Origin of the sequence: Formosa sp. S-31 (assembly GCF_051172795.1) — a bacterium.
Taxonomy (GTDB): Bacteria; Bacteroidota; Bacteroidia; order Flavobacteriales; family Flavobacteriaceae; genus Formosa.
This window is the reverse complement of sequence record NZ_JAENDK010000008.1, coordinates 92,874-115,863: the sequence shown is the minus strand read 5'-3', so window position 1 is coordinate 115,863 and position 22,990 is coordinate 92,874. Positions and strand designations below refer to the sequence as shown.

Below are 22,990 nucleotides of genomic sequence, written 5' to 3'. Positions count from 1 at the left end.
TGGGAAAGTTGATAACATTATCAGTAGTAATTCCGGTATTGGATGGCATGGCCACTTTACCGAAGTTGTTTTATGGTCTAAAACAACAGACCATTTACAATCAAATTGAAGTTATAATAATAGACAGTGGAAGTACAGATGGAACATTAGAATATGTAAAAGAAAACGGCGTTATATTAATTGAAATTAGTAAAACTGATTTTAATCATGGAGCTACCAGAAATTTAGGAGTGCAAAGAGCTCAAGGAGAGTTTGTACTTTTAACTGTACAGGATGCGTGGACCGAAGACCCAAAATTGTTAGAAACGATGTTATCTCATTTTAAGGATAGTAATGTAGCGGGGGTATGTGGTCAACAAATTGTACCTCATGACACTGATAAAAATCCTCATGAATGGTTTAGACCCTTTTCTAAACCAAAACCCCGTTTTGTTCATTTTAAAGCACATAAGGAATTTGAACAATTAACACCAAAAGAGCAACGACAAGCCTGCATTTGGGATGATGTAATTGCGATGTATCGAAAATCTGTTTTATTGGATATACCTTTTAAACACGTCGTTTTTGGAGAAGATATGTTATGGGCAAAAGATGTTTTATTACAAGGCTATACTATAGTTTATGATACTACAGCTCGAGTAAATCATTATCATTATCAGTTCCCCGAATATACGTATAAGCGTGTTTTAATAGCTCATGCATTTATTTATCATAATTTTAAATTACTAAAAAATAAGACATACGGGTTAAAGGATTATTTACTGATTATATATAGGAATTTTAAATGGAAGTGTCACCCCAAGTGGATACGACATAATTTTAACATTTTAACAAATAAGAATAAGGCGACCCGTAAGTTGATATCTGCTGTAGAGTCGAATGCCATTGAGGATTTATTAAAAGAATTAGCAATAAATGTACCTATAGGACAACAAAAAGATAAGCAAAGTGTATGAAACAGCCTATTTTAGTTACAGGAATACATAGGTCGGGGTCTACCTGGATTGGTAAAACAATTTCAGCATCAAAAGATGTTAAATATATTCATGAACCGTTTAATATAATTATGGATTGGGCAAATCCATTGGGGAAAATTGGACTTAAAACAAGAGTATCACCATTTAATTATTGGTTTGAATATTTTGATGAACAAACTTCCGAAAAGAGGAAAAGAGAGGTGCTTACATTTATTCGCAATTTTTATGAATTGAATTCACTAACTATTGCTCATGAGCTTTTTAAAATTAGAGGGCGTAAGGATATTTCCATATTCTGCAATGAAATAAAAAGTAGGGCTAAGCGTCCGTTATTAAAGGACCCTATTGCTTTTTTTTCATCGGCATTTTTGGCAAAGGAATTAAATTGTAAAGTCATAATTTCGATTAGACATCCCTTGGCATTTATTGCAAGTATTATTAGAAAAAGCTGGGAGTTTAATTTTAATGATTTGTTGGAACAAGAGCGATTAATGGAATTGCACTTGTCTAAATATAAAGATATGATCATTAATTATAGCAACACTAACTATCCCCTTATAGATCAAGGCATATTGTTGTGGAATATTATGTATGATTTTGCCTATCAGTTAAAACTTAATAATAATTCTAATTTTTATTTTATCACTCATGAAGCCATGTCTAAAAGCCCATTTTTAGAATTTGAAAATATGTTTAAATTTCTTGACTTAAACTTCAGCAATGAAGTTATTCAACAAATAGAAAGAAGTACTTCGGGACAAGTGAAAAATGATCTCAATAGAAATGCTTTACAAAATATAAAGTCATGGAAGAGTGTTTTAACAAACGATGAGGTTCAAAAAATTAAAGAGGGCACAGAAGCAGTTGCTAGTAAATTTTATACTAATGATAGTTGGATATAAATTTGAAATAGATGGTTAAGACTCCACTCGTATCCGTTCTTATGACGGTGTATAATCGTGAAAAATATATTGCTGAAGCTATAGAATCTGTTATACATTCTACCTATCAGCATTGGGAATTGATTATTGTAGATGATCGGTCTGAGGATAAATCTGTTGCTATAGCGCAATCTTTTGAACAAAAAGATAAAAGGGTAAAAGTTTTTATTAACGAAAAAAACTTAGGTGATTATCCTAACAGAAATCAGGCTGCTTCTTATGCGCAAGGCAAGTATTTAAAATATGTTGATGCCGACGATATGATTTATCCATATGGATTAGAGCAATTGGTGTATTATATGGAGCAGTTTCCAGAAGCGGGCTATGGGTTATGTTCATTAGCTCAAGATAAAGCTCGAATATATCCGTTTCAATTACACCCTGAGGAAGCATATAAAAGGCACTATTTAGAGCAACAAATTTTTTATAAGGCTCCTTTATCAGCGATTATAAAGAGAGAGGCTTTTGAAGTAATCGGTAAATTTACAGGAAAACAACATTTGGGAGATTTTGAATTGTGGCATTTGTTATCGCAACAATATCCTGTTGTATTAATGCCTCATGGCATGGTTTGGTATCGTGAGCATGATGACCAGCAGATGAATGATAATCGCACCGATCCTTATGTGCCTTTCAAATATAAATTACGAGCTTTAGAGTTATTAGAAGATTCTAATTGTCCGCTACAAGCTGAAAATTTAAAATATGCGATTAAGAAGGTGAAAAAAGAACAAGCAAGTGCTATATTATCAGCAGTAAAACATCATTCTATAGCAAAATCTTTGCAAATGAAGAATGTATCAAATTTGAGTTTTATTAATATTCTAAAATATAAATTAAGTTGATTTTATATAAGATAATATCACATTATATAAGGACATTTATACGTAATTTGTATTGGTTACTTAGACTGTCAAAAATAAAAGGTTATTCAAAATGCTCAATTAATTTTCCTGTAATCATAGAAGGAAAAGGGAAAGTTAGTGTTGGAGATTATTCGGTTTTTGGAAAATATATCAATCTGGGGTCAGGTGAAGGTGCGTCTATATCCTTTGGTGATTGGACCAATATAGAGAGAGACAGTTTAATTAGAGTTGCCAGTGATTGCTCAATAATCGTTGGAGATAAATTTTTACTTGGTGAAAAATCAAAATTTTATGTTAATGACCATTGGGTAATTGGTGATAATGTGACTATTCAGTCTTATGCTTCAATATCATCGAGAGAATCAGGCTTTAAAGGTAGATTGAAAATTGGAAATAACTCTAGTATAGGTGATTATATTATTATTGATTTGGTAGCAGATGTTACAATAGGAAATGACGTTGCTCTGGGCCCAAATTGTACAGTTTATACCCATGATCATGTTTATACAGAAAAAGACAAACCTGCTTGGAAAGGTGGTATAGTGTCAAATCCCGTGACAATAGAAGATGGTGCATGGATTGGTTCTAATGTAACGATTTTACCGGGGATAACTATTGGTAAACGTGCTGTAATTGCAGCAGGATCTGTTGTGACTAAAAATGTGCCAGAAGAAACGATATATGGAGGTATACCTGCTAAACTGATAAAACCAATTTATGCAACCTAAAGTATCAGTTATTATCCCCTTATACAATTCTATTTCCTTTTTAGCCGAAACTATAGAATCTGTATTATACCAGTCTTATGAAAATATTGAAGTTATTATTGTAGACGATGACTCTAAAGATGGTAGTATTGAATTGGCTAAAACATTTGCGTCGTCTATTGTTAAAGTCGTAAAGAATAAAGGCAAAGGTGCTTGTGCTGCCCGAAACTATGGCTTTGAGATGAGTACGGGCGACTATATTCAATTTTTAGATGCTGATGATTTGTTAAGTCCGGATAAAATTGAAAAACAGGTTCAAGTACTTCAAAATACAGTAAATCAACTAGCGGTATGTGATACGGTACACTTTTATGATTCTCCAGAAACAGGAACAAGTCATGATGCTGATTTTTTAATTACAACAGAAAACCCCGAAGCCTTTTTTATTAAGTTATGGGGTGGTCCAGCCACCACATTTTATATGGTACAAACCAGTGCTTGGTTAACCCCTAGGCATTTAATAGAAACTTATGGACTTTGGGATGAGACTTTGGCCAAAGATCAGGACGGGGAGTTTTTTGCTAGAATGGGGCTGCATAGCCAGGGTATTGTATACGTGCCTGAAATAAAAAACTATTATAGAAAACATAGATTAGGACAAAATATAGCCTCAAAGAAGCAACGGAAACACATTGAAAGTAATTTAAAAGCGACTGGTTTAAAAGCCAAATACTTATTGTCAAAAACAGATTCCAAAGCAGCTAAAAGTGCTTTGGCAAAACAATTTAAGTTTGTAGCTATGGAAGCATGGCCCAATTTTAAGGATATTACGAAACGGGCTCTTTTAGAATCTGAATCTTTCGGAGGAAGTCCTTATAAACCAGTTTTAGGGGGACGTATTATAGAATTAATACATACAGTTTTTGGTTGGAAAATAGCAAAAGCATTATCTTATTATGGACATGTAATGATTAAAAAATAAATTAATTATTAGTAACAACATCGATGAATTCAAATAAAACTAAACCCAAAGCCATCTTCATTACTAATTACAGGTATGTGTCTACTAAAACGAAAAATGGGGGGGTCAAATTATGTACACAAGATTTCATTAAAGCTATTGAAACTAAGTATAGTTTAGAATTTGTAGAGGTTGATTTTACCTCAGTTTTTTTTAAAAAGTTAAAATTTAAATTAGGCATAGATGTTTATGATTATTACGATGTCGAAAAATACAGCAAAGTTTTAGAGGACTTAATTACCAAAAAGGGAATAAAAAAGGTGTTTATAAATCATACATCGGCTATGGAATTTGCTAAGCTATGTAAGCAAATAACCACATCATGTTCAACTGTTCTTTTGTCTCATGGAAATGAGTCAGGGGATTATATGCATGAAATCGTAAATTCTAAGCGGAATACTTCAATTTCAAGCTTGTATAAATTAGGGAAGCAATTAGTTTTAGAAGCCAAGTATCGAAAACAATTTATAGATAAGGTAGTTGTGGTTTCAGAAATAGAAAAATATTTAGAGTATTGGTTGCATAGTAAAGAAGTTGTTTATGTGCCAAGAATTTTTGAGAGTGATTTCTTAGATTGGAAACCTATTGAAGGACGGGTTGGTTTTTTAGCAGATTTTACGCATTTACCAAACCTTTACGGCATAGAAACTTTATGTGAAGAATTAAATACAAGATCGCTTCCTAGTAATTTAAAACTTGTTTTAGTTGGGTTAGGTGATAATCGCATTGATAACGTTGTATCTAAATATCCGTTTATAGATCGTTTGGGGTATTTGGATGAGCTTGAGATGAAAACGGAGTTAAGTTCTTGGATGTTATATCTTAATATCGTTTTATATTACTCTAAAGGTGTAAGTACGAAATTAGCAAAAGGTATGAATTTGGGTTTGCCTATCGTCACAACGGTTCAAGGAAATAGGGGGTATTTACTTAAAGATCTTGAACATGTTACAGCAGAAAATGTGAAAGAATTTGCAGACATACTATTAAAAATAAGTTCGGATAAGGGTAAAGCCTGCGAAATTAGAAATGTTGTTTTGGAAAATGTGAAACATAATAATAGCTATTCAAAATACTCTGAGTCTTTATAATTATTAAAATGATTTTTTTAAATGATAATTTAGTGTGTTTTTAATTTCCCCATGATCCAAATTAATTAGAAATTTAATCCATTGAAAACCGTACTAATCATATATCCGCATTGGGTGCCTGCTAACTTAGCAGGCGTCCAACGACCAAGGTTAATAGGTAATTATTTAAAGGCGTTTGGGTGGCATCCATTATTGTTAACCGTCGATTCGCAATATTACGAAGAAACACCAGATCCTGTTATTGCTAAAACGGCTTCGAAGGATATTGAAGTTGTTTATGCTAAGGCGTATAAAGTTTCAAAACCACGTATTATAGGCGATATTGGCTTGCGAGCTTTTCCGTTTTTGAAGGCTAAGGCCTTGGAGTTGTGTAAAACCAGAAAAATAGATTGTATCTGGATTCCGATACCTTCGTTTTATACGGCGCTGTTGGGGCGTATTATTCATGATAAAACAGGTATTCCGTATGGGATAGATTATATCGATCCTTGGGTGCGGGATATTACCAACCAGAATGATACACGTGCCAAGTTAAGTCAGCTGGTTGCTCGAAATTTAGAACCTTATGCTGTAAAAAAAGCATCGTTTATTACAGGAGTTTCCACGCCGTATTATTGGCCGGTTATAGAACGCAATTTTAAAACAACTCCAGCCCATGTGGGGATGCCATATGGTTTTGATCCTAACGATCATAAAATACAATTAGACGGATTGAAAATGCCTTGGGATGCCATGCCTGATTGCAAACCCTGGATTTACGCTGGTGCGTTTTTACCCAATTCGCATGTGTTTATGGATTCCTTTTTTAAAGCGATAGCAACACTTAAGCAAGCGGGAAACTGGGATCCAGCAGTACGTTTGTTCTTTATAGGTACTGGGCCGTATCCAGCAAAACCTATTACCGCGTATGCCGCAGATTATGGTTTAGAAGATATCGTTGTCGAACAGCGTGAGCGTCAACCGTTTTTATACATTTTAAATTATTTAAGTGCAGCTGATAGGGTGATGTTGTTTGGAAGTACCGAAAAGCATTATACGGCATCTAAAACCTATCAGTGTTTATTAAGTGAACGCCCTTTATTTACGGTCCTCCATGGCGAAAGTCAAGCCGTACAAGTGCTTAAAGATGTGAAAGCAGACGCATTTTTAGTGCCTTATCATGAAGGTGATACTAACGAAAACGTTTCAGAAGCTATGGTTGATACCTTAAAAGCTTTTCAAAAAGAAGGTTTAATCTGGCAACCCGATTTAAGTGAATTAGATCAATATTCGTCCAAAGAATCGGCAAGAGCTTTGGTTGAGGTGATGAATGTCGTGATTAAGTAAAAATGACCTAAATATTAATATTCGTTCAATTAACTATTTAAATTTTTATTTCAATTTTACAGTGTGAATCAACAAATCAAGAGAAAAAGATTAGTAGAGTTAGATGGGCTTAGAGGAATTGCAGCAGTGTCTGTGGTTTTGTACCATTATACAAGTATGTATAATACCCTATATGGTCATGAAGGTTTATTAGGTAAGTATAATTTTTCTATTGGTAGCCATGGAGTGCAATTATTTTTTATGATTAGTGGGTTTGTTATTTTTTTATCATTAAATCATTTAAAAAGACCAATGGACTTTGTTGTTTCCCGGTTTTCAAGATTGTATCCTCCCTATTGGGTGGCAATAGCGTGTACATTTTCAGTTGTATATTTATTTGGGTTGCCAGGTAGACAATTTTCGCCGATTACAGCCTTAAAAAACATGAGTATGCTTCAAGGGTACTTTAAGGTGTCTAGTATTGATGGTGTTTATTGGACACTTAAAGTTGAGTTGACATTTTATTTTTGGATGTTTATTTCATATTTATTTAATGGTTTAAAAAAAATAGAATTGTTTTTAATATTGCTAATGTTCATGAATGTGTTTGTTTATTTTGCAGATATTAATTTGGTTGTTCAATTAAGAGATGCTCTTTTATTTAGCCATTTACCTTTTTTTGCTATTGGTATTTGTTTATTTAAAATTTTTTATAAGGAGTATAATCAATTAACTATAGCTACTTTAATTTTAGCTTTATCAGTAATATTACTTTTATATTCAGTTAAGCTATTTATTTTGTATTTGTCATTTACAATTATATTCTACTTCGGAATTAAAGGTAAAATATCCGTTTTGTCTAGTAAAGTTTTAGTTTTCATTGGTTCAATTTCTTATTCACTATACTTATTACACCAAAACATCGGTTATGTTATAATTAATAAAGGTTATGAAATAGGGATTAACCCTTTGATTTCTGTTTTTTTTGCGGCAATAATAGTCACTGTAATTTCATACATATCGTATAAGTTAATTGAATTGCCTAGCAGTAAAATTATAAGAAAATTTTATAAAAATATTCGCTTTAAATTCCAATTGGAAAGTAACAAGTCTAATGATAGCACTTTATATTCTAAATAGGAAACTAGATTTATGTGTTTCATAATTAAAAAGTTTGAAGAAAACAATAGTTACCTCAATATTTTGTGTAATTATTTTAATTAATTGATTAATGAAAAAATTAGGAATAGTCGTCTCGCATCCTATTCAGTATTATGCCCCTTGGTTTAAGTTGTTGGCAGAGTGTCAAAATATAAATCTAAAGGTGTTTTACACCTGGTCTCAGGCAGCAGAGGATGTAAAGGATAAAACTTTTGGAAAGAGTATAACCTGGGATATTCCTTTGCTGGATGGTTACGATTACGAATTTGTGCAGAATGTTTCCAAAGATCCAGGAACACATCATAAACATGGGATTGATTGTCCGGAAATTATAGCTAAGCTTAATGCATGGCAGCCTGATGCGATTTTGGTTTTTGGCTGGTATTTGAAAAGTCATTTTAAAGTGATGAAACACTTTAAGGGCAAAATTCCTGTCTGGTTTCGGGGCGATTCTACACTTTTGGATGATTATCCAGGATTTAAACAACAACTTAGAAAATATTACCTAACCTATGTTTACAGGTATATCGATAAGGCATTCTATGTTGGTTCTGAAAATAAAAAATATTTTGAAGCTGTAGGACTTAAAGACAAGCAATTAATTTATGCACCACATGCTATCGATAATGACCGGTTTTTTGATTCCGATGTGAAGCAATATGAAGCACAGGCAGCAGAATGGCGTTTAGAATTAGGTTATGAGGCTGACGATTTGGTGGTATTATTTGCAGGGAAGTTTGAAAACAAAAAGCAGCCTAATGTTTTATTAAAAGCTGTACAGAAAGTAAATAAAATAAGAAAACAGCCTGTGAAATTGCTTTTCGTGGGGCATGGGCCTTTAGAAGCTGATTTGCAACAACAGGCAAAAGACGATACTAATATAACATTCTTACCATTTCAAAATCAATCTAAAATGCCAGTACTGTATCGTTTGGGAGATATTATGTGTTTGCCTTCTATAGGCCCTGGCGAAACCTGGGGATTGGCTGTAAATGAAGCTATGGCCTGCGAGCGACCTGTTATTGTAAGTAATAAGGTAGGCTGTGCCACAGATTTGGTGCAAGAGGGTAAAAATGGTTTTGTTATTGACGCGATTGAAAGTAGTAGTTTAGAACAGGTGCTTTTAAGAATTAATCAAGTTCAATTAAAGGAGCTTGGAATTTATGCTCAAAATTATATAAAGCAATGGAATTTTGATAGTATTGTTACCGCTATCGTTAACCAGATGAAATCTTAAGCAATGCAAGACGAACGTGTAGATATTACGGTAGTGATGCCAACTTATAAGGGCATGCCTTTAATGAAACAATCATTAGAATCGTTATTACAGCAGACTGATGTTTCTTTTGAAGTAATAGTTGGTAATGATTGTCCGACAGATGAAGCTACCAAGATATACTTGGGTGAAGTTCAAGATTCAAGATTAAAAGTATTTCATCATCCCAAAAATCTGGGACTTTTTGGAAACCTTAATTTTTTACTTAAACAAGCAAAAGGTACAATTATTCATTTATGGTCTCAAGATGATATAATGATGCCTAATTGTTTATCAGAAACGGTGAAGTTTCATAAAGAGTATCCCAATATTGCCTATGCCTTTTGTCGCGTAGAAGTGATTGATGAACATGGTAAGCTTATAGAAAAAATGCCTATTGGTTCAAATGAAACGATGAGTAGGTTGACTCACGACTTAACATCGATTCTTACAGGAAGTGTACCGGGCAATATAGCCAATGTGTCCATTAGGAAAACTGTTTTTGAACAATACGGATACTTCAGAGAAGATTTAAAATATTCAGGTGATTTTGAATTCTGGTGTCGTATAACAGATCAATTACCCGCAGGCATTATTCAAAAACACTTGATACAGTTAAGACGTCATACGGGACAACTGAGTAGAAACCCGAAAATGTGGATCTATCGTATTCAGGAAAATGATGACATCATTAAAACGTTTATGGAGCGGGTACCTAAAGGAAATAAGAAGTATTTAGAACGTGGTTTGTTATGGCGTGTGTATAATCAGTACTTTGGTTTATATTTAAATTTACTACGCTCTGGAGATTATAAGGAAGCCAAAGCATTTTTAAAGGTGATTAAAAAATATAGTACTGTACCTGGGTTTTATATTCGGTACAGCTTTTTAAAAGGCTTGAGTGTTTTTAAAAAGGATAAGAAATTTTTGCATTGGTTGTATTATAGAAAGGCGTTTGTTGTACCAAATAAAATTGAAAAATAAACTTGATTATGTTTTTAAACGAAAAAACAGCTATAATATTTACACATATTCCAAAATGTGCAGGAACATCTCTTAGAGAGAGTATTATAGTTAACAATATAGAATCCTCTTTAATTTATCGATCGGGAAGTTTTAAAGAAGTAATAAATCATAAAAAGGATTTTAGATATATAATAGGACATTGGCCCTATGGTATAGAAAACTATTGTCATTTTAAAAACCCGATAAGAAATAGAAAAAAGCTACATATAACATTTCTTAGGGAACCAATCGATCATTTAATTAGCTTTTTCTATTTTCAAAAGCAGCAAATAGGATATTCCGCTTACAAACAAGAAATAGGCGATAAATCAATAGTTGAGTTTTATGAGAGTGTTCCAAGAGCATTAAATCTTCAAACTAAATTTTGCGCCGGTGTTTTCTACGAGCAATTATTCAGGAGGACGTCGAGGGCAGGGTCGAAGATTCAATTAAATAAAGCTAAACAAAACTTAATTAAAAGATTTGATTTTGTAGGGCAATTTGAAAATTATACTAATGATTTAGAGCTTATGTCTAAAACTTATAATTTAAAATTAGATATAACTCACAATAATGTAACTAAAACACATAAAAGAATAGCTAAAAAAGATCTGTCTTTAAAGGAAATAAATAAATTAAAAGAGCTTAATGCTTTAGATATGGAATTATATAAATTTGCCTCTGAAAAAATTTTTAGTAATAGATAAAACAAGACGTATGCCCAAGCAGGTTTATTTAATTTCTGCAGTTTTTGTTATTATTTCTGCATTTGGGAATTATTTAATAGAAATAAGTTCAGCTTTTTTAACACTTATATTCATATTTAAATTGTTTTGGAAAAAAGGTGTGCCACCAGTTATATTAGCTGGGGTTTTTTTTCAATGGTTTGCGGTTACCTCAGGTTATATTTACTTGTCTTTATCTAGTGCAGAAATGGTGGATTTGTTGTGGCGACCAGAATATTCTCTAGATTTCATTAATGAGACGTATTATTATAGTATAGTGGGGATAATTATTTTTTCGATTGGCACATGGCACGCAACCAAAAATATAAAGTATAGTTCAATAAGTAGGGAATTATTAGAAAAATACGATACTAAAAAGGCAATAATTATGTATTCCGCTTTTTCATTTGGAGCTGGAATAGTTTTGAAAATTCTGACTTCTATAGTTCCTGGTTTGGCAGCACCTCTTACAACCTTATTATATTTTAAATGGGTGTTACTATTTTTGGTAGTTAATTTAGCATTTGTAAAGAATGAGTATAAAAAAATGGTGTTGTCTATTATACTATTTGAGGTTTTATTAGGTTTTACGGGGTTTTTCTCGTCTTTTAAAGACATCCTAATTTTATTTCCAATTATTTTTATAACAAATCAGAGAATAGATAATCCTAAGAATATAATGCAAATTGTATTTATTGCAATCTTATTATTCAATTTGGGGGTTGTTTGGACCGCAGTAAAAGAAGAGTATCGTGAATATCTTTCAGGAGGTAGGGATAGCCAAGTAGTAAGGGTGTCGAAGCTAGAAGCATTTAATAAATTTACTGATTTAGTTTCAAATGTTACATCAGAAGATTATTCAGAGGGTATAGAGGGGATGATTAAGCGGTTTTTCTTTCTGGAATATTTTTCTGCGACAGTTAAAAATATACCTCAAAGTGCACCGCATACTGGAGGTAAATATTGGATAGGTGCTTTAGAACACATTTTTATGCCTAGGATACTTTTTCCTAATAAGGAATCAATTGATGATTCTGAACAAACTAGAGAATTAACAGGGATTCAAGAAGTTTCGGGTGCGGAATCAGGAGTGTCTATTACTACTGGTTATTTCGCTTCCGCTTATGCGGATTATGGACCCGTTTATATGTATATCCCTATCTATTTATTAGGATATTTATTGGGGTTTGTGTATAAGTTCTTTATAAAAAAAATAGATAACCCTCTCTGGGCCTACGGTTTTTTGATACCCATGTATTTTTTATTCAATATTTTTAGTAAAAATATAGTTAAAATTTCAGGATATACATTTATGTATTTGATTGTATTTAGTTTAATTATAAGTTTTGCTTTACCTATTGTGGATAAAAGACTTTTAAGAACTCTATAAATTACTCATACAGATTAATTTTTTATTTTTTTGGAGTTTAGTTATAATAATTCTTATTAAGAGAGAATTGAGATTTTTTAGAGTAGTATGAGTTTAAAGCTTCATTTTCTTTTTAGAAAAAAACTCCCACAATACAACAGTATTGAGGAATTATATGATACCGTTATACAACAGCTTTCTAAAATGAATACGGTAACTGTAGTCGAGGTCCCGCATGCGGGTGCAGGATTATCATCACTTTTAAAAAACTTAAAAGCATTTAAACCTGTAAAAAACACGATTACTCATATTACTGGCGATGTGCATTACATGGCTCTTGTAACAGGTTCTAAAACAGTTTTAACCATTCATGATGTAAAATCTATAATAAAAGGCCCCTGGTTAAAACAGCAACTTATTAAAATGTTATGGTTTTGGTTACCGGCATTATGTGTTAATAAAATTACTGTTATCTCGAAATTTTCTAAAGAGGAATTGTCTAAAGTGATTCCGTTTTCGAAGCAAAAAATAGAAGTCGTCTATAATCCGGTGAATTATAGTTTACGCTATGTTTCTAAATCTTTTAATGCAGAAAGACCAAAGATTCTGCTAATAGGTACCAAACCAAATAAAAATCTGGAACGTACTTTGAAAGCTCTAGAATATATACCTTGTTCTGTTACTATTATAGGTAAACTTAGCCATGAGCAAATGGCATTACTGGAACGCTATAATATTGAATTTGAGAATCGATTCCATATACCATACGAGGATATCGTACAAGCTTATGTTGATTGCGACCTCTTAGTATTTGCATCTACTTATGAAGGTTTTGGTATGCCCATTATAGAAGCTCAGGCGGTTGGTAGACCGGTTATTACTTCCAATATTGGAGCAATGAAAGAAGTAGCTGGCGATTCAGCGCTATTAGTTGATCCCTATAATGAAGCGGAAATTTCTCAGGCAGTTCAAAGCTTAATTTCAGATCTGTATGCCGTACAGACCTTAGTAGAAAAAGGTTTAGAAAATGTGAAACGTTTTCAGCTCGATAAAATAGTTAATGATTATAAGGCAGTTTATAAAACAGTAATGCATGGGTAAAAAAGAAGTGCTGATTTTCGTAGACTGGTTTATACCAGGGTATAAGGCAGGAGGCCCTATACAATCCATAAAAAATCTGGTCGAAAATTTAGGAAACGAATTCCAATTTAGTATAGTGACGTCCAATACCGATTTGGGTGAAACGAAACCTTACTCGGGGATCGTTTGCAATACCTGGATCGATAAAGGGCTGTACAACATCATGTATTTGGATGGAACACATCAAAATTTTAAACAATTTAGTTCTATTTTAAAAGAGAAGAACTACGATTTCGTCTATCTTAATTCATTATTTTCATTTCGATTTTCCATGCTGCCTTTGTTTGTTTCTTTATCCTCAAAAACTAAAGTGATTTTAGCGCCGAGAGGCATGTTGGGAGTAGGTGCACTACAGTTGAAAGCATCAAAAAAGAAATTGTTTTTAGCAGTTTTTAAAATATTAAATATTCATAAAAGGGTGGTTTGGCATGTAACTTCAGGTTCGGAAGTTGAGGATGTTAATCGCATATTTGGTAGAGAGGTGAGATTTAAGTTAGCTTCTAATTTACCTCAGAAAACAATAGATCTAACCCCGCGTCTAAAAGAAGAAAATAATGCAAAATTGTTTTTTTTGTCTCGAATTAATCCCAAGAAAAATTTATTACAAGCCTTAAACTGTTTAGCTAAGGTTAATCCAAAATATACTATTGAATTTAGTATTATTGGTCCACTAGACGGAGATGAGTATTGGAGCTTATGTGAAGCTGAAATTCAAAATCTACCAGATCATATCAAGATAAATATTCTTGGAGCAGTGCCTCATTTTAACTTAGGGACCGTGTTAAATTCACAACATTGTTTATTTTTACCCACGCATAATGAAAATTATGGTCATGTAATTGTGGAGTCCTGGCAGTATGGATGCCTAACCCTCATTTCTGATCAGACGCCTTGGAGGCATTTAGAAGCTAAAGGTGTTGGATGGGAGTATGCTTTAGATCAGAATAATAATTTTGTGAAAAGTGTGGAAACCTTGGCAGCGATGTCTCAGAACGATTTTAATATATTTTCAAAAAAGGCGTATGAGTTGTCAAAAGCGATTTGTGAGAATCCAAAACTATTAGAAGATAACCGACAATTGTTTATTAATTAAAAATATAATCAGCTATATATGAAACGCATTTTAATCACCGGAGGCGCCGGTTTTGTTGGATCGCATTTGTGTGAACGTTTATTAAAAGAAGGTAATGAAGTTATTTGTTTAGATAATTATTTTACGGGAAGTAAAAAGAATATTGAACACCTAATGGATCATCATTATTTTGAATTGGTGCGCCATGATGTTACAGAACCTTATATGATTGAGGTAGATGAAATTTACAATATGGCTTGCCCGGCATCACCTGTACATTACCAGTACAACCCTATAAAAACGATTAAAACATCGGTTATGGGAGCTATTAATATGCTGGGGTTAGCGAAACGTGTAAAAGCTAAAATATTACAGGCTTCTACTAGTGAAGTCTATGGAGATCCTGCCGTGCATCCCCAACCCGAAACCTATTGGGGGAATGTAAATCCAATTGGTTTACGTTCGTGTTATGATGAAGGAAAACGTTGTGCAGAGACCTTATTTATGGATTATCATATTCAGAATCAGGTTGATGTAAAAATTATTAGAATATTTAATACGTACGGACCGAATATGAACCCGAATGATGGACGTGTAGTGTCTAATTTCATCGTTCAGGCATTAAAAGGTGAGGATATTACTATTTTTGGTGATGGTACTCAGACCCGTTCGTTTCAATATGTAGATGATTTAGTGGAAGGTACGATACGCATGATGAATAGCCGTGACGGATTTATGGGACCTGTAAATATTGGAAATCCGGGAGAATTTACCATGATAGAACTGGCAGAAAAGATTCTTAAGCTAACAAATTCAAAGTCAAAATTAATCCATTTGCCTTTGCCTAAAGATGACCCGATGCAGCGAAAACCGGTGATTGATCTGGCTAAAAAAGAATTAAATGGCTGGGAACCTAAAGTACATTTAGAAGAAGGTCTGGTTAAGACCATTGCTTATTTTGATAATTTGTTAAAATGATAGTGATACCGTGACTCGGTGAAACGGTTATTCAGTTGAAAGTTAAAAGTTCTTTTTAGTTGGAATTTGAGATTTACGGTAAGGAATTTTTATTAACCAAAGCGGTTGTTAAGTTTTCGAAGAGTGAGGAAGTAACGCTCAACTAGAATTTTGAACGTTTTGATTATTTGATAATATTACTTCATTATGTTAGCAATGAATATTCAAGATAATGTTGTTAAGCAAAGTAAAAAAAAACACCTTATAACTACTTTTAAAAAAAAGAAATCAAATGTGCCCGACATAGCTGTTTGTATTATAAGAAGATGATTACATCTGTCTAGATAACAAAACGCTAAGTTGAATTGTCTTAAAATATAAAAAAAGCATGAAATTAAAATATTATAATAATCTTGATGGAATAAGAGCCATAGCAGCTTTAATGGTTATGTTTTTTCATTTCTTCATTCGAATTGAATCAACAGATGGTTTCTTAAGATTTTTGACTAAAATTTCGGTTTTTGGACAGACAGGAGTCACTTTATTTTTTGTGCTATCTGGATTTTTGATAACTAGGATTTTAATAGCAACTAAGAATACAGAAGGTTTTTTTAAAAATTTTTATTTAAGAAGGACACTAAGAATATTTCCTCTATATTATTTATTTCTATTCTTATCATATTATATTATACCAATACTTTTTGGGACTAAAATTCCAGAACTGAATCAACAGTTATATTATTATACTTATTTGCAAAACTTTGCTTCAACCTTTAATTGGGACGCAATTGGTCCTAGTCATTTTTGGTCTTTAGCTGTAGAAGAACATTTTTATTTGTTTTGGCCGTTTATAGTCTATTTGTTTTCAAATAAAAATTTGATTAAAATTATTTTAATAATAATAATAGGAGCCTTAGCTTTAAGATGGTTAATGCTCTCTGAAGGTTACCAAGTTTTTTATTTTACATTTACTAGATTTGATTCATTAGCAATTGGAGCTTTATTAGCAATTATTGAAATAGAAGGAGGTTTTAAGAAAAGGACTGCTAAAAAGTTTGCTGTTTTATTAATGAGTTTAATAGTACCAACTGTAATAATGTGGACTGTTTTTACTGGAACAGGAGATGTTTATATTCAAATATTTAAATTTTTATTTTTATCAGGGATTTACTTCTCTTTAATTGGAATGTTATTATGTCTAAAAGAGGAACATTTTGTGAATAAAATTTTAAGGACTAAGTTTTTCTCATTTACAGGAAAGATTAGTTATGGTCTATATGTTTATCATCCCATAGTTTATAAACTTTGTGAACATTATTTTGAAATAGAAAATGTTTTTTTAAGATTCATTTTTGGAATTAGTTTCTCATTTTTACTTTCAGTTATTAGTTTTTATCTCTTTGAATCATCCTTTTTAAAGCTTAAGAAGTATTTTGAATATAATAAAAAACAGTTAGTTGCTGAGCCTATAAAAGCTTCCTGATAGTATATCAGGATAAAAAGGAAATTATAATAATATAGAATGAAAACTGATTTATCAACATACAACAATGCTTGGTATCAGCCTGGCGGTAAACTAAAACAGTTAGCCTGGTATTTTGTAAATGTTTTGTTTTTTATCAATCCACTAAATCCGGTATCTAAAATTAAGATTAGTTTGTTAAAGCTTTTTGGTGCTAAGGTGGGCACAGGCGTTGTAATTAAACCTGGTGTTAATATTAAATATCCCTGGTTGTTGGAGATCGGGGATTATACCTGGATAGGAGAAAAAGTATGGATAGATAATCTGACGCAAGTAACTATAGGTAAAAACGTATGCCTGTCGCAGGAAGCGATGTTATTGTGTGGGAATCACAATTACAAAAAAACAACTTTCGATCTCATGGTCGGTAAAATAACTATTGAAGATGGAGCCTGGATAGGAGCGAAATCAGTAGTGTGTCCCGGGGTTAAAGTCCAGTCGCATGCCATTTTAATAGTTAACTCTGTTGCGAATAAGGATTTAAATGGCTTTGGAATTTATCAGGGAAACCCGGCGCAATTTGTAAGAAAAAGAAAAATAAGGTAATGAAGGTATCAATTATTACTGCTACATATAATAGTGAAGCCACGATAAAACAGTGTATGAAATCTGTATTATCACAAGATTATTCTGATGTTGAATATGTAATTGTGGATGGGGCTTCGAAAGATAAAACGTTAGAGTTAGTAAATAACTTTAAGAATGCGAATAAAAATATCGTATCGGTTTCAGAACCGGATAGCGGTATTTACGATGCCCTCAATAAAGGTATAAAAATGGCAACTGGGGATGTTGTCGGATTTTTACATTCGGATGATTTTTTTAATAGCAGTCATACAATAAGCGACATTGTGAACGCATTTAAAAACGAGACTGTGGATGGCGTTTATGGGGATTTACATTACGTGAGTGCACAAAATGTAGATAAGATTATAAGGAACTGGAAGAGTAAGCCTTTTTCGCAGGTCTTACTAAAGCAAGGTTGGATGCCTGCGCACCCGACCTTATTTCTAAAAAAGGCGGTATATAGTAAACATGGCCTGTTCAATTTAAATTTTAAAATAGCAGCCGACTACGATTTGATGCTGCGCATTTTTAGTGATAAGGCACTTAAATTTAAATATTTGAATGAAGTTATTACAAAAATGCGAGTTGGTGGGGCTAGTAACAGAAGTTTAAAAAATATCTGGCTAAAAACCCGTGAAGATTACATGGCTGTTAAAGGAAATAAAATAGGAAACCCTGCCTTAATAGTGTGTTCAAAAAATTTATCTAAAATTCCACAGCTGTTTAAAAAGTAGCTGGATAATTAAATTGGATTGAAGTTTTCAAGAATATATGCTTTACGATTATACTTAAAAGTAATTGAGTTAAAATGGCTAAGTGTTTTATTTTATATTCGTTCCATATTAGATTAACTAAACATTAAACTAAAAATTCATGTGTTGCACATAAATTTATATGTTGTACTTTTGTAATAAACTGCTATTAATGAATTTTATTAACCAACTTATAAGCTATTCTAATCCGGAAACCCTGTTGTTGTTTCCCTTTTTGATGGCATTAATTACAGCTTTTCTGGCTTTTCCAACCATTATTTTTATTGCCCATGCCAAACAACTGGTAGATGTTCCTGATAAACGAAGTGTGCATTCTAAAACGGTTCCAACTTTAGGTGGAATAGGAATTTTCTTTGCTGTAGCGGTAGTTTTAACGTTGTTCGGCGCGTTTTTGAAATCAAATATTTTAATGCCTGTGGTTGGGGCATTAATCATATTGTTTTTCCTAGGTGTTAAAGATGATATCTTAATTTTATCTCCTAAGAAAAAAATGATGGGGCAGATTATTGCATCGCTTTTAGTCATTTTAATTACAGATATCAGAATTACAACGTTTTCGGGGATTTTAGGGTTACATGATTTACCTTATTTTATTTCTGTAGCTTTTACACTTTTTGTATTCATCTTAATTATCAATGCTTATAATTTAATTGATGGCTTAGATGGTTTAGCCGGTTCGGTGGGGTTAATTTCTTCCATGTTTTTTGGTTTTTTGTTTTTTAAAATGGAGAACCTGACACTTTCAGTTATTTCTTTAGCTTTAGTAGGGGCCTTAATTTCATTTTTATATTTTAATTTTTCCAAGGTTCGTAAAATTTTTATGGGTGATACAGGATCCATGGTTGTTGGCTTTTTGTTGGCGTTTCAAGCGATTGCATTTATTAATATGAATCAATTGCAAACGACAGCGCAGTTTCATTATAATGCACCAGTAATAGTATTGTCTATTTTGTTTTTTCCGCTTTTAGATACCCTACGTATTTTTTATGTACGCGTAGTTATATACAAAAAGCATCCGTTTAGTCCTGATAAAAATCATATCCATCATCAAATGCTGCAATTAGGACTTAAACACTGGCAGGTGACTTTGGTAATATCTATAGCTTCGACTTCAGTATTAATTTTTGCCTTAATGTCTCAATACTTAACGGTAAACTGGCAATTATTAGTCGTAGTAATTACCGGTATTGTTATGTTTTCTTTACCATTCTTTATCAATTACAGTGTTTTTAACCGACGATTTAAACTAAATAAGTTGTTACGAAAACTTAATCTTTTAAGTTATTCTAAGGTAAAATAAATCAATCCAATTTAATTCTAAACATTTGTTTATATAGGTAATCCATCTATATTTGTAAGTGAACCCAAAATTATTTTCTGTGCGAATACAATCTGCTCTCAAACTCTTATTCAGTTTTGTTTTAATTACGTCTTGTGCAACAAAAAAGGAAATTTTATATTTTCAGGATTATGAAAATATACCGGAAGATGTTATTCGAAATATGACACGAATTCAAGTTAATGATATTTTAAATATTACGGTTAAAACTATAGATGCAGAGGCAGCTGAACCTTATAATAGATCAAATAGAACCAGTGGAGGAGGTAATAATACCGGGATGATGAAATTACAAGGGTATTTAGTACGACCAGATGGGAGAATAACATTCCCTATTTTAGGAGATATACATGTGAGTAATAAAACTACTAAAGAACTTCAGGAGTTAATTCACGATTTATTAGTAGATGGAGGACATTTAAAGCAACCTACTGTAATCGTTCGCATTATAAATGCAAAATTTACAGTTTTAGGTGAGGTGAAAAGTCCTGGAACTAAAGAATTTGATGAAGAAACTTTGACTTTACCTCAGGCCATCGGTATAGCCGGAGATTTACAAATGTCAGGTGTTAGAAATGATATCATGATTATTCGTGAAGTAAATGGAGTGAGAACCGTTGGACATATTGATATGACAAAAACAGATTGGTTTACGAGTCCATATTATAATATTAAACAAAATGATGTTATAGTGGTAAACCCTAATGGACCTAAAGTGAAATCTGCAGGATATATTTCCAATATTGGAGGTTTAATGGGGGCTATTTCCTTTATCATAACTTTAATTTTATTAATCCAAAGATAATATATGAGTGGACAACAACAGGTTCAATTAGAGCAAGAGGCTCAGGATACAGGCGTTAATATTAAAGATGAAATTTTAAAATATTTAAAGTTTTGGAAGTGGTTTGTCTTGGCTGCTTGTATTGGCACTTTGCTGGCATTTGTATATTTAAGATTTACGCCAGAAACCTATAGATCTTTTGCCAAAATTAAAATTTTGGATGAATCGTCTAGTCTGGAATTGTCTACAGGAAAGGGAGGAAGTTTGTTTTCGGATACCAAAAACCTAGATAACGAAATAGAGGTGATTCGATCAAAGCGGCTATTGGAAAAAGTTGTTGATAGTTTAGATTTACATATCAGATATTTTTTCGAAGGAAAATTCAAACAGCAGGAGGCCTGGGGAATACCCTTTAAATTTATAAGTGTTTTACCTAATGAAGCAATAAGGGGTGGAAGGTTTTATGTGGAAGTATTAGAACACGGATTTAAAATAAGAAAAGGTGAGGATTTTGATACCGAATTTATAACAGATAGCTATAATGTAAATAACCCTTTAAAAGATTTTCCTTTTTTAATTACTTCAAATCCTAATATTAAAAATTATATAGGTTTTTTATTTAGAATAGACGTGCAATCAATAGCTTCTGCTGCAGCGGCGTTATCATATCAAATAGGTATTAATCGCGTTGGAGCTACCGATATATTACAACTTAATCTAGTAGGAGAAAATAGAAAGCGTTCCGAAGCTATTTTAAATAAGGTAGCAGAACAATTTAATCGAGATGGAGTAGAAGATCGTCAATTGGTATTTCAACGGACTATTGATTTTGTAGATGAACGTTTTGTGTTTTTAGCTGAAGAATTAGACTCTATCGAAGTGGATAAGAAAGAATTTCAGCAACACAATAATATGGTGTCTTTTAATTCCGATATAGGTTATAGCATGTCGAAGAAAACGGGAACTGAAAGTGCTGTACTGGATGTCGAAAATCAAATTGCTTTATCTAAATTATTGATAAATACTTTATCTGATAACGATTTAGGAACTTTACTGCCGCAAAGTATTGGTTTGGGTAGTGTTGGTGCTAATGGATTAGTTGATCAATATAATAAAGTGATTTTAGAGCGAGAAGCTTTAATTACAAGTGCAGGTGATAATAACCCTAAAGTAATTGCGCTTAATGAACAATTAGAAGAATTGAGGACTAATTTATATAAATCGCTGGCAGTTTATCAAAAGCAGTTAGATCTATCTTTAACACGTTTTAAAATAGCTGAAGAAGGAGCTATAGGATTGGTGAAGAATATGCCGGAAAAAGAAAAGATTTTAAGATCTATTGAACGACAGCAAAACTTAAAAGAAAACCTATATTTGTTATTACTTCAGAAACGAGAACAGGCTGCTATAAATCTGGCTATTACTGCGCCTTCAATAAAGGTGATAGAATATGCGGCTAGCTCGGGAAAACCTGTCAGTCCAGATAGTAAGGGGATCTACATAAAATCTATTTTAGGAGCGCTTGTTATTCCTTTTGGAATTATATTTTTACTATTTAAATTAGATACTAAAGTACATGATAAATCAGATGTTGTAAAATCTTCTAAAAATATACCTATAGCAGGAGAAATTCCTAAAATGATTGGAAATGATAAATTATTTTCAAACCCACATGATCGTACCATGTTAGCCGAATCCTTCAGGATTTTAAGTACAAACTTAAATTTTATATTGCCAGTTAATGAAAATAAAGCGGAGGCACAAGTTATATATGTAACGTCTTCTATTAAAGGGGAAGGGAAAACCTTTGTGTCGGTAAATTTAGCTTTAGCCTATTCAAGTATAAGTAAAAAAGTTCTTTTAATCGGAGCTGATTTGCGTAATCCTAAAATTAAAGTAACGGGACAAAAGAAACATGATAAAGGGCTTTCGGATGTATTGTATGACGGTGAGTTAAATTGGAAATCTGTTTTACAAGATAGTTCTTATAACAAGAGCCATTTAGATGTATTGATTGCCGGGACGATACCTCCTAACCCAGCTGAATTATTGTCTAATGGGAAATTGAAACAAATAATAGAAGAGGCTAAATTAGAGTATGATTATATTATTATAGATACAGCACCAGTAGTGCCAGTAACAGACACACTATTGATTTCTCAGTACGCTGATGTTTCTATATATGTTGTTCGTGCGGGGTATACGGAGAAAAAATTGTTAGGTTTTTCCAAAGAAATATATAATCACAATAAATTGAATAATATGGCCTACGTGGTAAATGATATTAGTGAGGCAAAATCCTCTCGTGGTTATGGCTATAACTACGGGTATGGTTATGGGTATAACAATGAGACCGTAGTTAATAAATATTCCTGGACAGGGGTTAAAACGGTAATAAAAAACAAGCTAAGAA

At 32.5% G+C, this 22,990-nt stretch carries 21 protein-coding genes; all 21 read left to right on the top strand.

All coding sequences use genetic code 11. The annotated features are described in order from the left end of the window. The first annotated feature begins 8 nt into the window (after nucleotides 1-8). Nucleotides 9-956: a glycosyltransferase family 2 protein gene (locus tag I3217_RS10125; protein WP_435049643.1), complete on the top strand. Its 948-nt coding sequence runs from the start codon at nucleotides 9-11 to the stop codon at nucleotides 954-956. Beyond that, nucleotides 953-1,879, top strand: a complete 927-nt coding sequence (locus tag I3217_RS10120) for a sulfotransferase domain-containing protein (protein ID WP_435049642.1) — start codon at nucleotides 953-955, stop codon at nucleotides 1,877-1,879. The genes I3217_RS10125 and I3217_RS10120 overlap by 4 nt, the downstream gene beginning before the upstream one ends. A gap of 11 nt (nucleotides 1,880-1,890) precedes the next feature. After that, on the top strand, nucleotides 1,891-2,763 hold the full coding sequence (locus I3217_RS10115; RefSeq protein WP_435049641.1) for a glycosyltransferase family 2 protein: 873 nt from the start codon (nucleotides 1,891-1,893) through the stop codon (nucleotides 2,761-2,763). After that, nucleotides 2,760-3,512, top strand: a complete 753-nt coding sequence (locus I3217_RS10110; RefSeq protein ID WP_435049640.1) for an acyltransferase — start codon at nucleotides 2,760-2,762, stop codon at nucleotides 3,510-3,512. Before I3217_RS10115 ends, I3217_RS10110 begins: the two co-directional genes overlap by 4 nt. After that, on the top strand, nucleotides 3,502-4,473 hold the full coding sequence (locus I3217_RS10105; protein ID WP_435049639.1) for a glycosyltransferase family 2 protein: 972 nt from the start codon (nucleotides 3,502-3,504) through the stop codon (nucleotides 4,471-4,473). Before I3217_RS10110 ends, I3217_RS10105 begins: the two co-directional genes overlap by 11 nt. A 23-nt stretch (nucleotides 4,474-4,496) precedes the next feature. Next, nucleotides 4,497-5,603: a glycosyltransferase gene (locus I3217_RS10100; RefSeq protein WP_435049638.1), complete on the top strand. Its 1,107-nt coding sequence runs from the start codon at nucleotides 4,497-4,499 to the stop codon at nucleotides 5,601-5,603. Nucleotides 5,604-5,684: 81 nt separating this feature from the next. Next, a complete protein-coding gene (locus I3217_RS10095) occupies nucleotides 5,685-6,929 on the top strand; it encodes a hypothetical protein (RefSeq protein ID WP_435049637.1) in 1,245 nt (414 codons plus the stop codon). A 63-nt stretch (nucleotides 6,930-6,992) separates the two neighbouring features. Then, complete coding sequence (locus I3217_RS10090; protein ID WP_435049636.1) at nucleotides 6,993-8,048, top strand: acyltransferase family protein; 1,056 nt, start codon at nucleotides 6,993-6,995, stop codon at nucleotides 8,046-8,048. A gap of 91 nt (nucleotides 8,049-8,139) precedes the next feature. Continuing rightward, nucleotides 8,140-9,306 carry a glycosyltransferase family 4 protein gene (locus tag I3217_RS10085; protein WP_435049635.1) on the top strand — a complete coding sequence of 389 codons (1,167 nt, stop codon included), beginning with the start codon at nucleotides 8,140-8,142 and terminating at the stop codon, nucleotides 9,304-9,306. A gap of 3 nt (nucleotides 9,307-9,309) precedes the next feature. Then, nucleotides 9,310-10,308, top strand: a complete 999-nt coding sequence (locus tag I3217_RS10080) for a glycosyltransferase family 2 protein (protein ID WP_435049634.1) — start codon at nucleotides 9,310-9,312, stop codon at nucleotides 10,306-10,308. Between the two features lie 8 nt (nucleotides 10,309-10,316). Then, nucleotides 10,317-11,036 (top strand): sulfotransferase family 2 domain-containing protein, encoded by a 720-nt coding sequence (locus I3217_RS10075; RefSeq protein WP_435049633.1) that lies wholly within the window; start codon nucleotides 10,317-10,319, stop codon nucleotides 11,034-11,036. Nucleotides 11,037-11,046: 10 nt separating this feature from the next. Beyond that, nucleotides 11,047-12,444, top strand: a complete 1,398-nt coding sequence (locus I3217_RS10070; RefSeq protein WP_435049632.1) for a hypothetical protein — start codon at nucleotides 11,047-11,049, stop codon at nucleotides 12,442-12,444. Nucleotides 12,445-12,531: 87 nt separating this feature from the next. After that, nucleotides 12,532-13,524 (top strand): glycosyltransferase family 4 protein, encoded by a 993-nt coding sequence (locus I3217_RS10065; RefSeq protein ID WP_435049631.1) that lies wholly within the window; start codon nucleotides 12,532-12,534, stop codon nucleotides 13,522-13,524. Continuing rightward, nucleotides 13,517-14,656 carry a glycosyltransferase gene (locus I3217_RS10060; protein WP_435049630.1) on the top strand — a complete coding sequence of 380 codons (1,140 nt, stop codon included), beginning with the start codon at nucleotides 13,517-13,519 and terminating at the stop codon, nucleotides 14,654-14,656. The genes I3217_RS10065 and I3217_RS10060 overlap by 8 nt, the downstream gene beginning before the upstream one ends. A gap of 18 nt (nucleotides 14,657-14,674) precedes the next feature. Further along, the gene (locus tag I3217_RS10055) at nucleotides 14,675-15,613 is read left to right on the top strand and encodes a UDP-glucuronic acid decarboxylase family protein (protein ID WP_435049629.1); all 939 of its coding nucleotides are present in this window, start codon (nucleotides 14,675-14,677) and stop codon (nucleotides 15,611-15,613) included. Between the two features lie 367 nt (nucleotides 15,614-15,980). Then, entirely contained in the window at nucleotides 15,981-17,075 is a 1,095-nt protein-coding gene (locus I3217_RS10050) for an acyltransferase family protein (protein WP_435049628.1), read from the top strand. Between the two features lie 39 nt (nucleotides 17,076-17,114). Then, entirely contained in the window at nucleotides 17,115-17,660 is a 546-nt protein-coding gene (locus tag I3217_RS10045; protein WP_435049627.1) for a WcaF family extracellular polysaccharide biosynthesis acetyltransferase, read from the top strand. Next, nucleotides 17,660-18,415: a glycosyltransferase family 2 protein gene (locus I3217_RS10040; RefSeq protein WP_435049626.1), complete on the top strand. Its 756-nt coding sequence runs from the start codon at nucleotides 17,660-17,662 to the stop codon at nucleotides 18,413-18,415. Before I3217_RS10045 ends, I3217_RS10040 begins: the two co-directional genes overlap by 1 nt. Before the next feature lie 190 nt (nucleotides 18,416-18,605). Then, nucleotides 18,606-19,754 (top strand): glycosyltransferase family 4 protein, encoded by a 1,149-nt coding sequence (locus I3217_RS10035; RefSeq protein WP_435049625.1) that lies wholly within the window; start codon nucleotides 18,606-18,608, stop codon nucleotides 19,752-19,754. A gap of 79 nt (nucleotides 19,755-19,833) precedes the next feature. Further along, a complete protein-coding gene (locus I3217_RS10030) occupies nucleotides 19,834-20,598 on the top strand; it encodes a polysaccharide biosynthesis/export family protein (protein ID WP_435049624.1) in 765 nt (254 codons plus the stop codon). Nucleotides 20,599-20,601: 3 nt separating this feature from the next. After that, a partial coding sequence (locus I3217_RS10025) for a GumC family protein (RefSeq protein WP_435049623.1) occupies nucleotides 20,602-22,990 on the top strand: 2,389 nt, incomplete at its 3' end.

Coding starts and splice junctions, on each gene's coding strand:
- I3217_RS10045 (WP_435049627.1), top strand. CDS start 17,115: ATGAAAACTGATTTATCAACATACAACAATGCTTGGTATCAGCCTGGC.
- I3217_RS10055 (WP_435049629.1), top strand. CDS start 14,675: ATGAAACGCATTTTAATCACCGGAGGCGCCGGTTTTGTTGGATCGCAT.
- I3217_RS10065 (WP_435049631.1), top strand. CDS start 12,532: ATGAGTTTAAAGCTTCATTTTCTTTTTAGAAAAAAACTCCCACAATAC.
- I3217_RS10105 (WP_435049639.1), top strand. CDS start 3,502: ATGCAACCTAAAGTATCAGTTATTATCCCCTTATACAATTCTATTTCC.
- I3217_RS10040 (WP_435049626.1), top strand. CDS start 17,660: ATGAAGGTATCAATTATTACTGCTACATATAATAGTGAAGCCACGATA.
- I3217_RS10120 (WP_435049642.1), top strand. CDS start 953: ATGAAACAGCCTATTTTAGTTACAGGAATACATAGGTCGGGGTCTACC.
- I3217_RS10075 (WP_435049633.1), top strand. CDS start 10,317: ATGTTTTTAAACGAAAAAACAGCTATAATATTTACACATATTCCAAAA.
- I3217_RS10050 (WP_435049628.1), top strand. CDS start 15,981: ATGAAATTAAAATATTATAATAATCTTGATGGAATAAGAGCCATAGCA.
- I3217_RS10060 (WP_435049630.1), top strand. CDS start 13,517: ATGGGTAAAAAAGAAGTGCTGATTTTCGTAGACTGGTTTATACCAGGG.
- I3217_RS10080 (WP_435049634.1), top strand. CDS start 9,310: ATGCAAGACGAACGTGTAGATATTACGGTAGTGATGCCAACTTATAAG.
- I3217_RS10115 (WP_435049641.1), top strand. CDS start 1,891: ATGGTTAAGACTCCACTCGTATCCGTTCTTATGACGGTGTATAATCGT.
- I3217_RS10035 (WP_435049625.1), top strand. CDS start 18,606: ATGAATTTTATTAACCAACTTATAAGCTATTCTAATCCGGAAACCCTG.
- I3217_RS10085 (WP_435049635.1), top strand. CDS start 8,140: ATGAAAAAATTAGGAATAGTCGTCTCGCATCCTATTCAGTATTATGCC.
- I3217_RS10100 (WP_435049638.1), top strand. CDS start 4,497: ATGAATTCAAATAAAACTAAACCCAAAGCCATCTTCATTACTAATTAC.
- I3217_RS10070 (WP_435049632.1), top strand. CDS start 11,047: ATGCCCAAGCAGGTTTATTTAATTTCTGCAGTTTTTGTTATTATTTCT.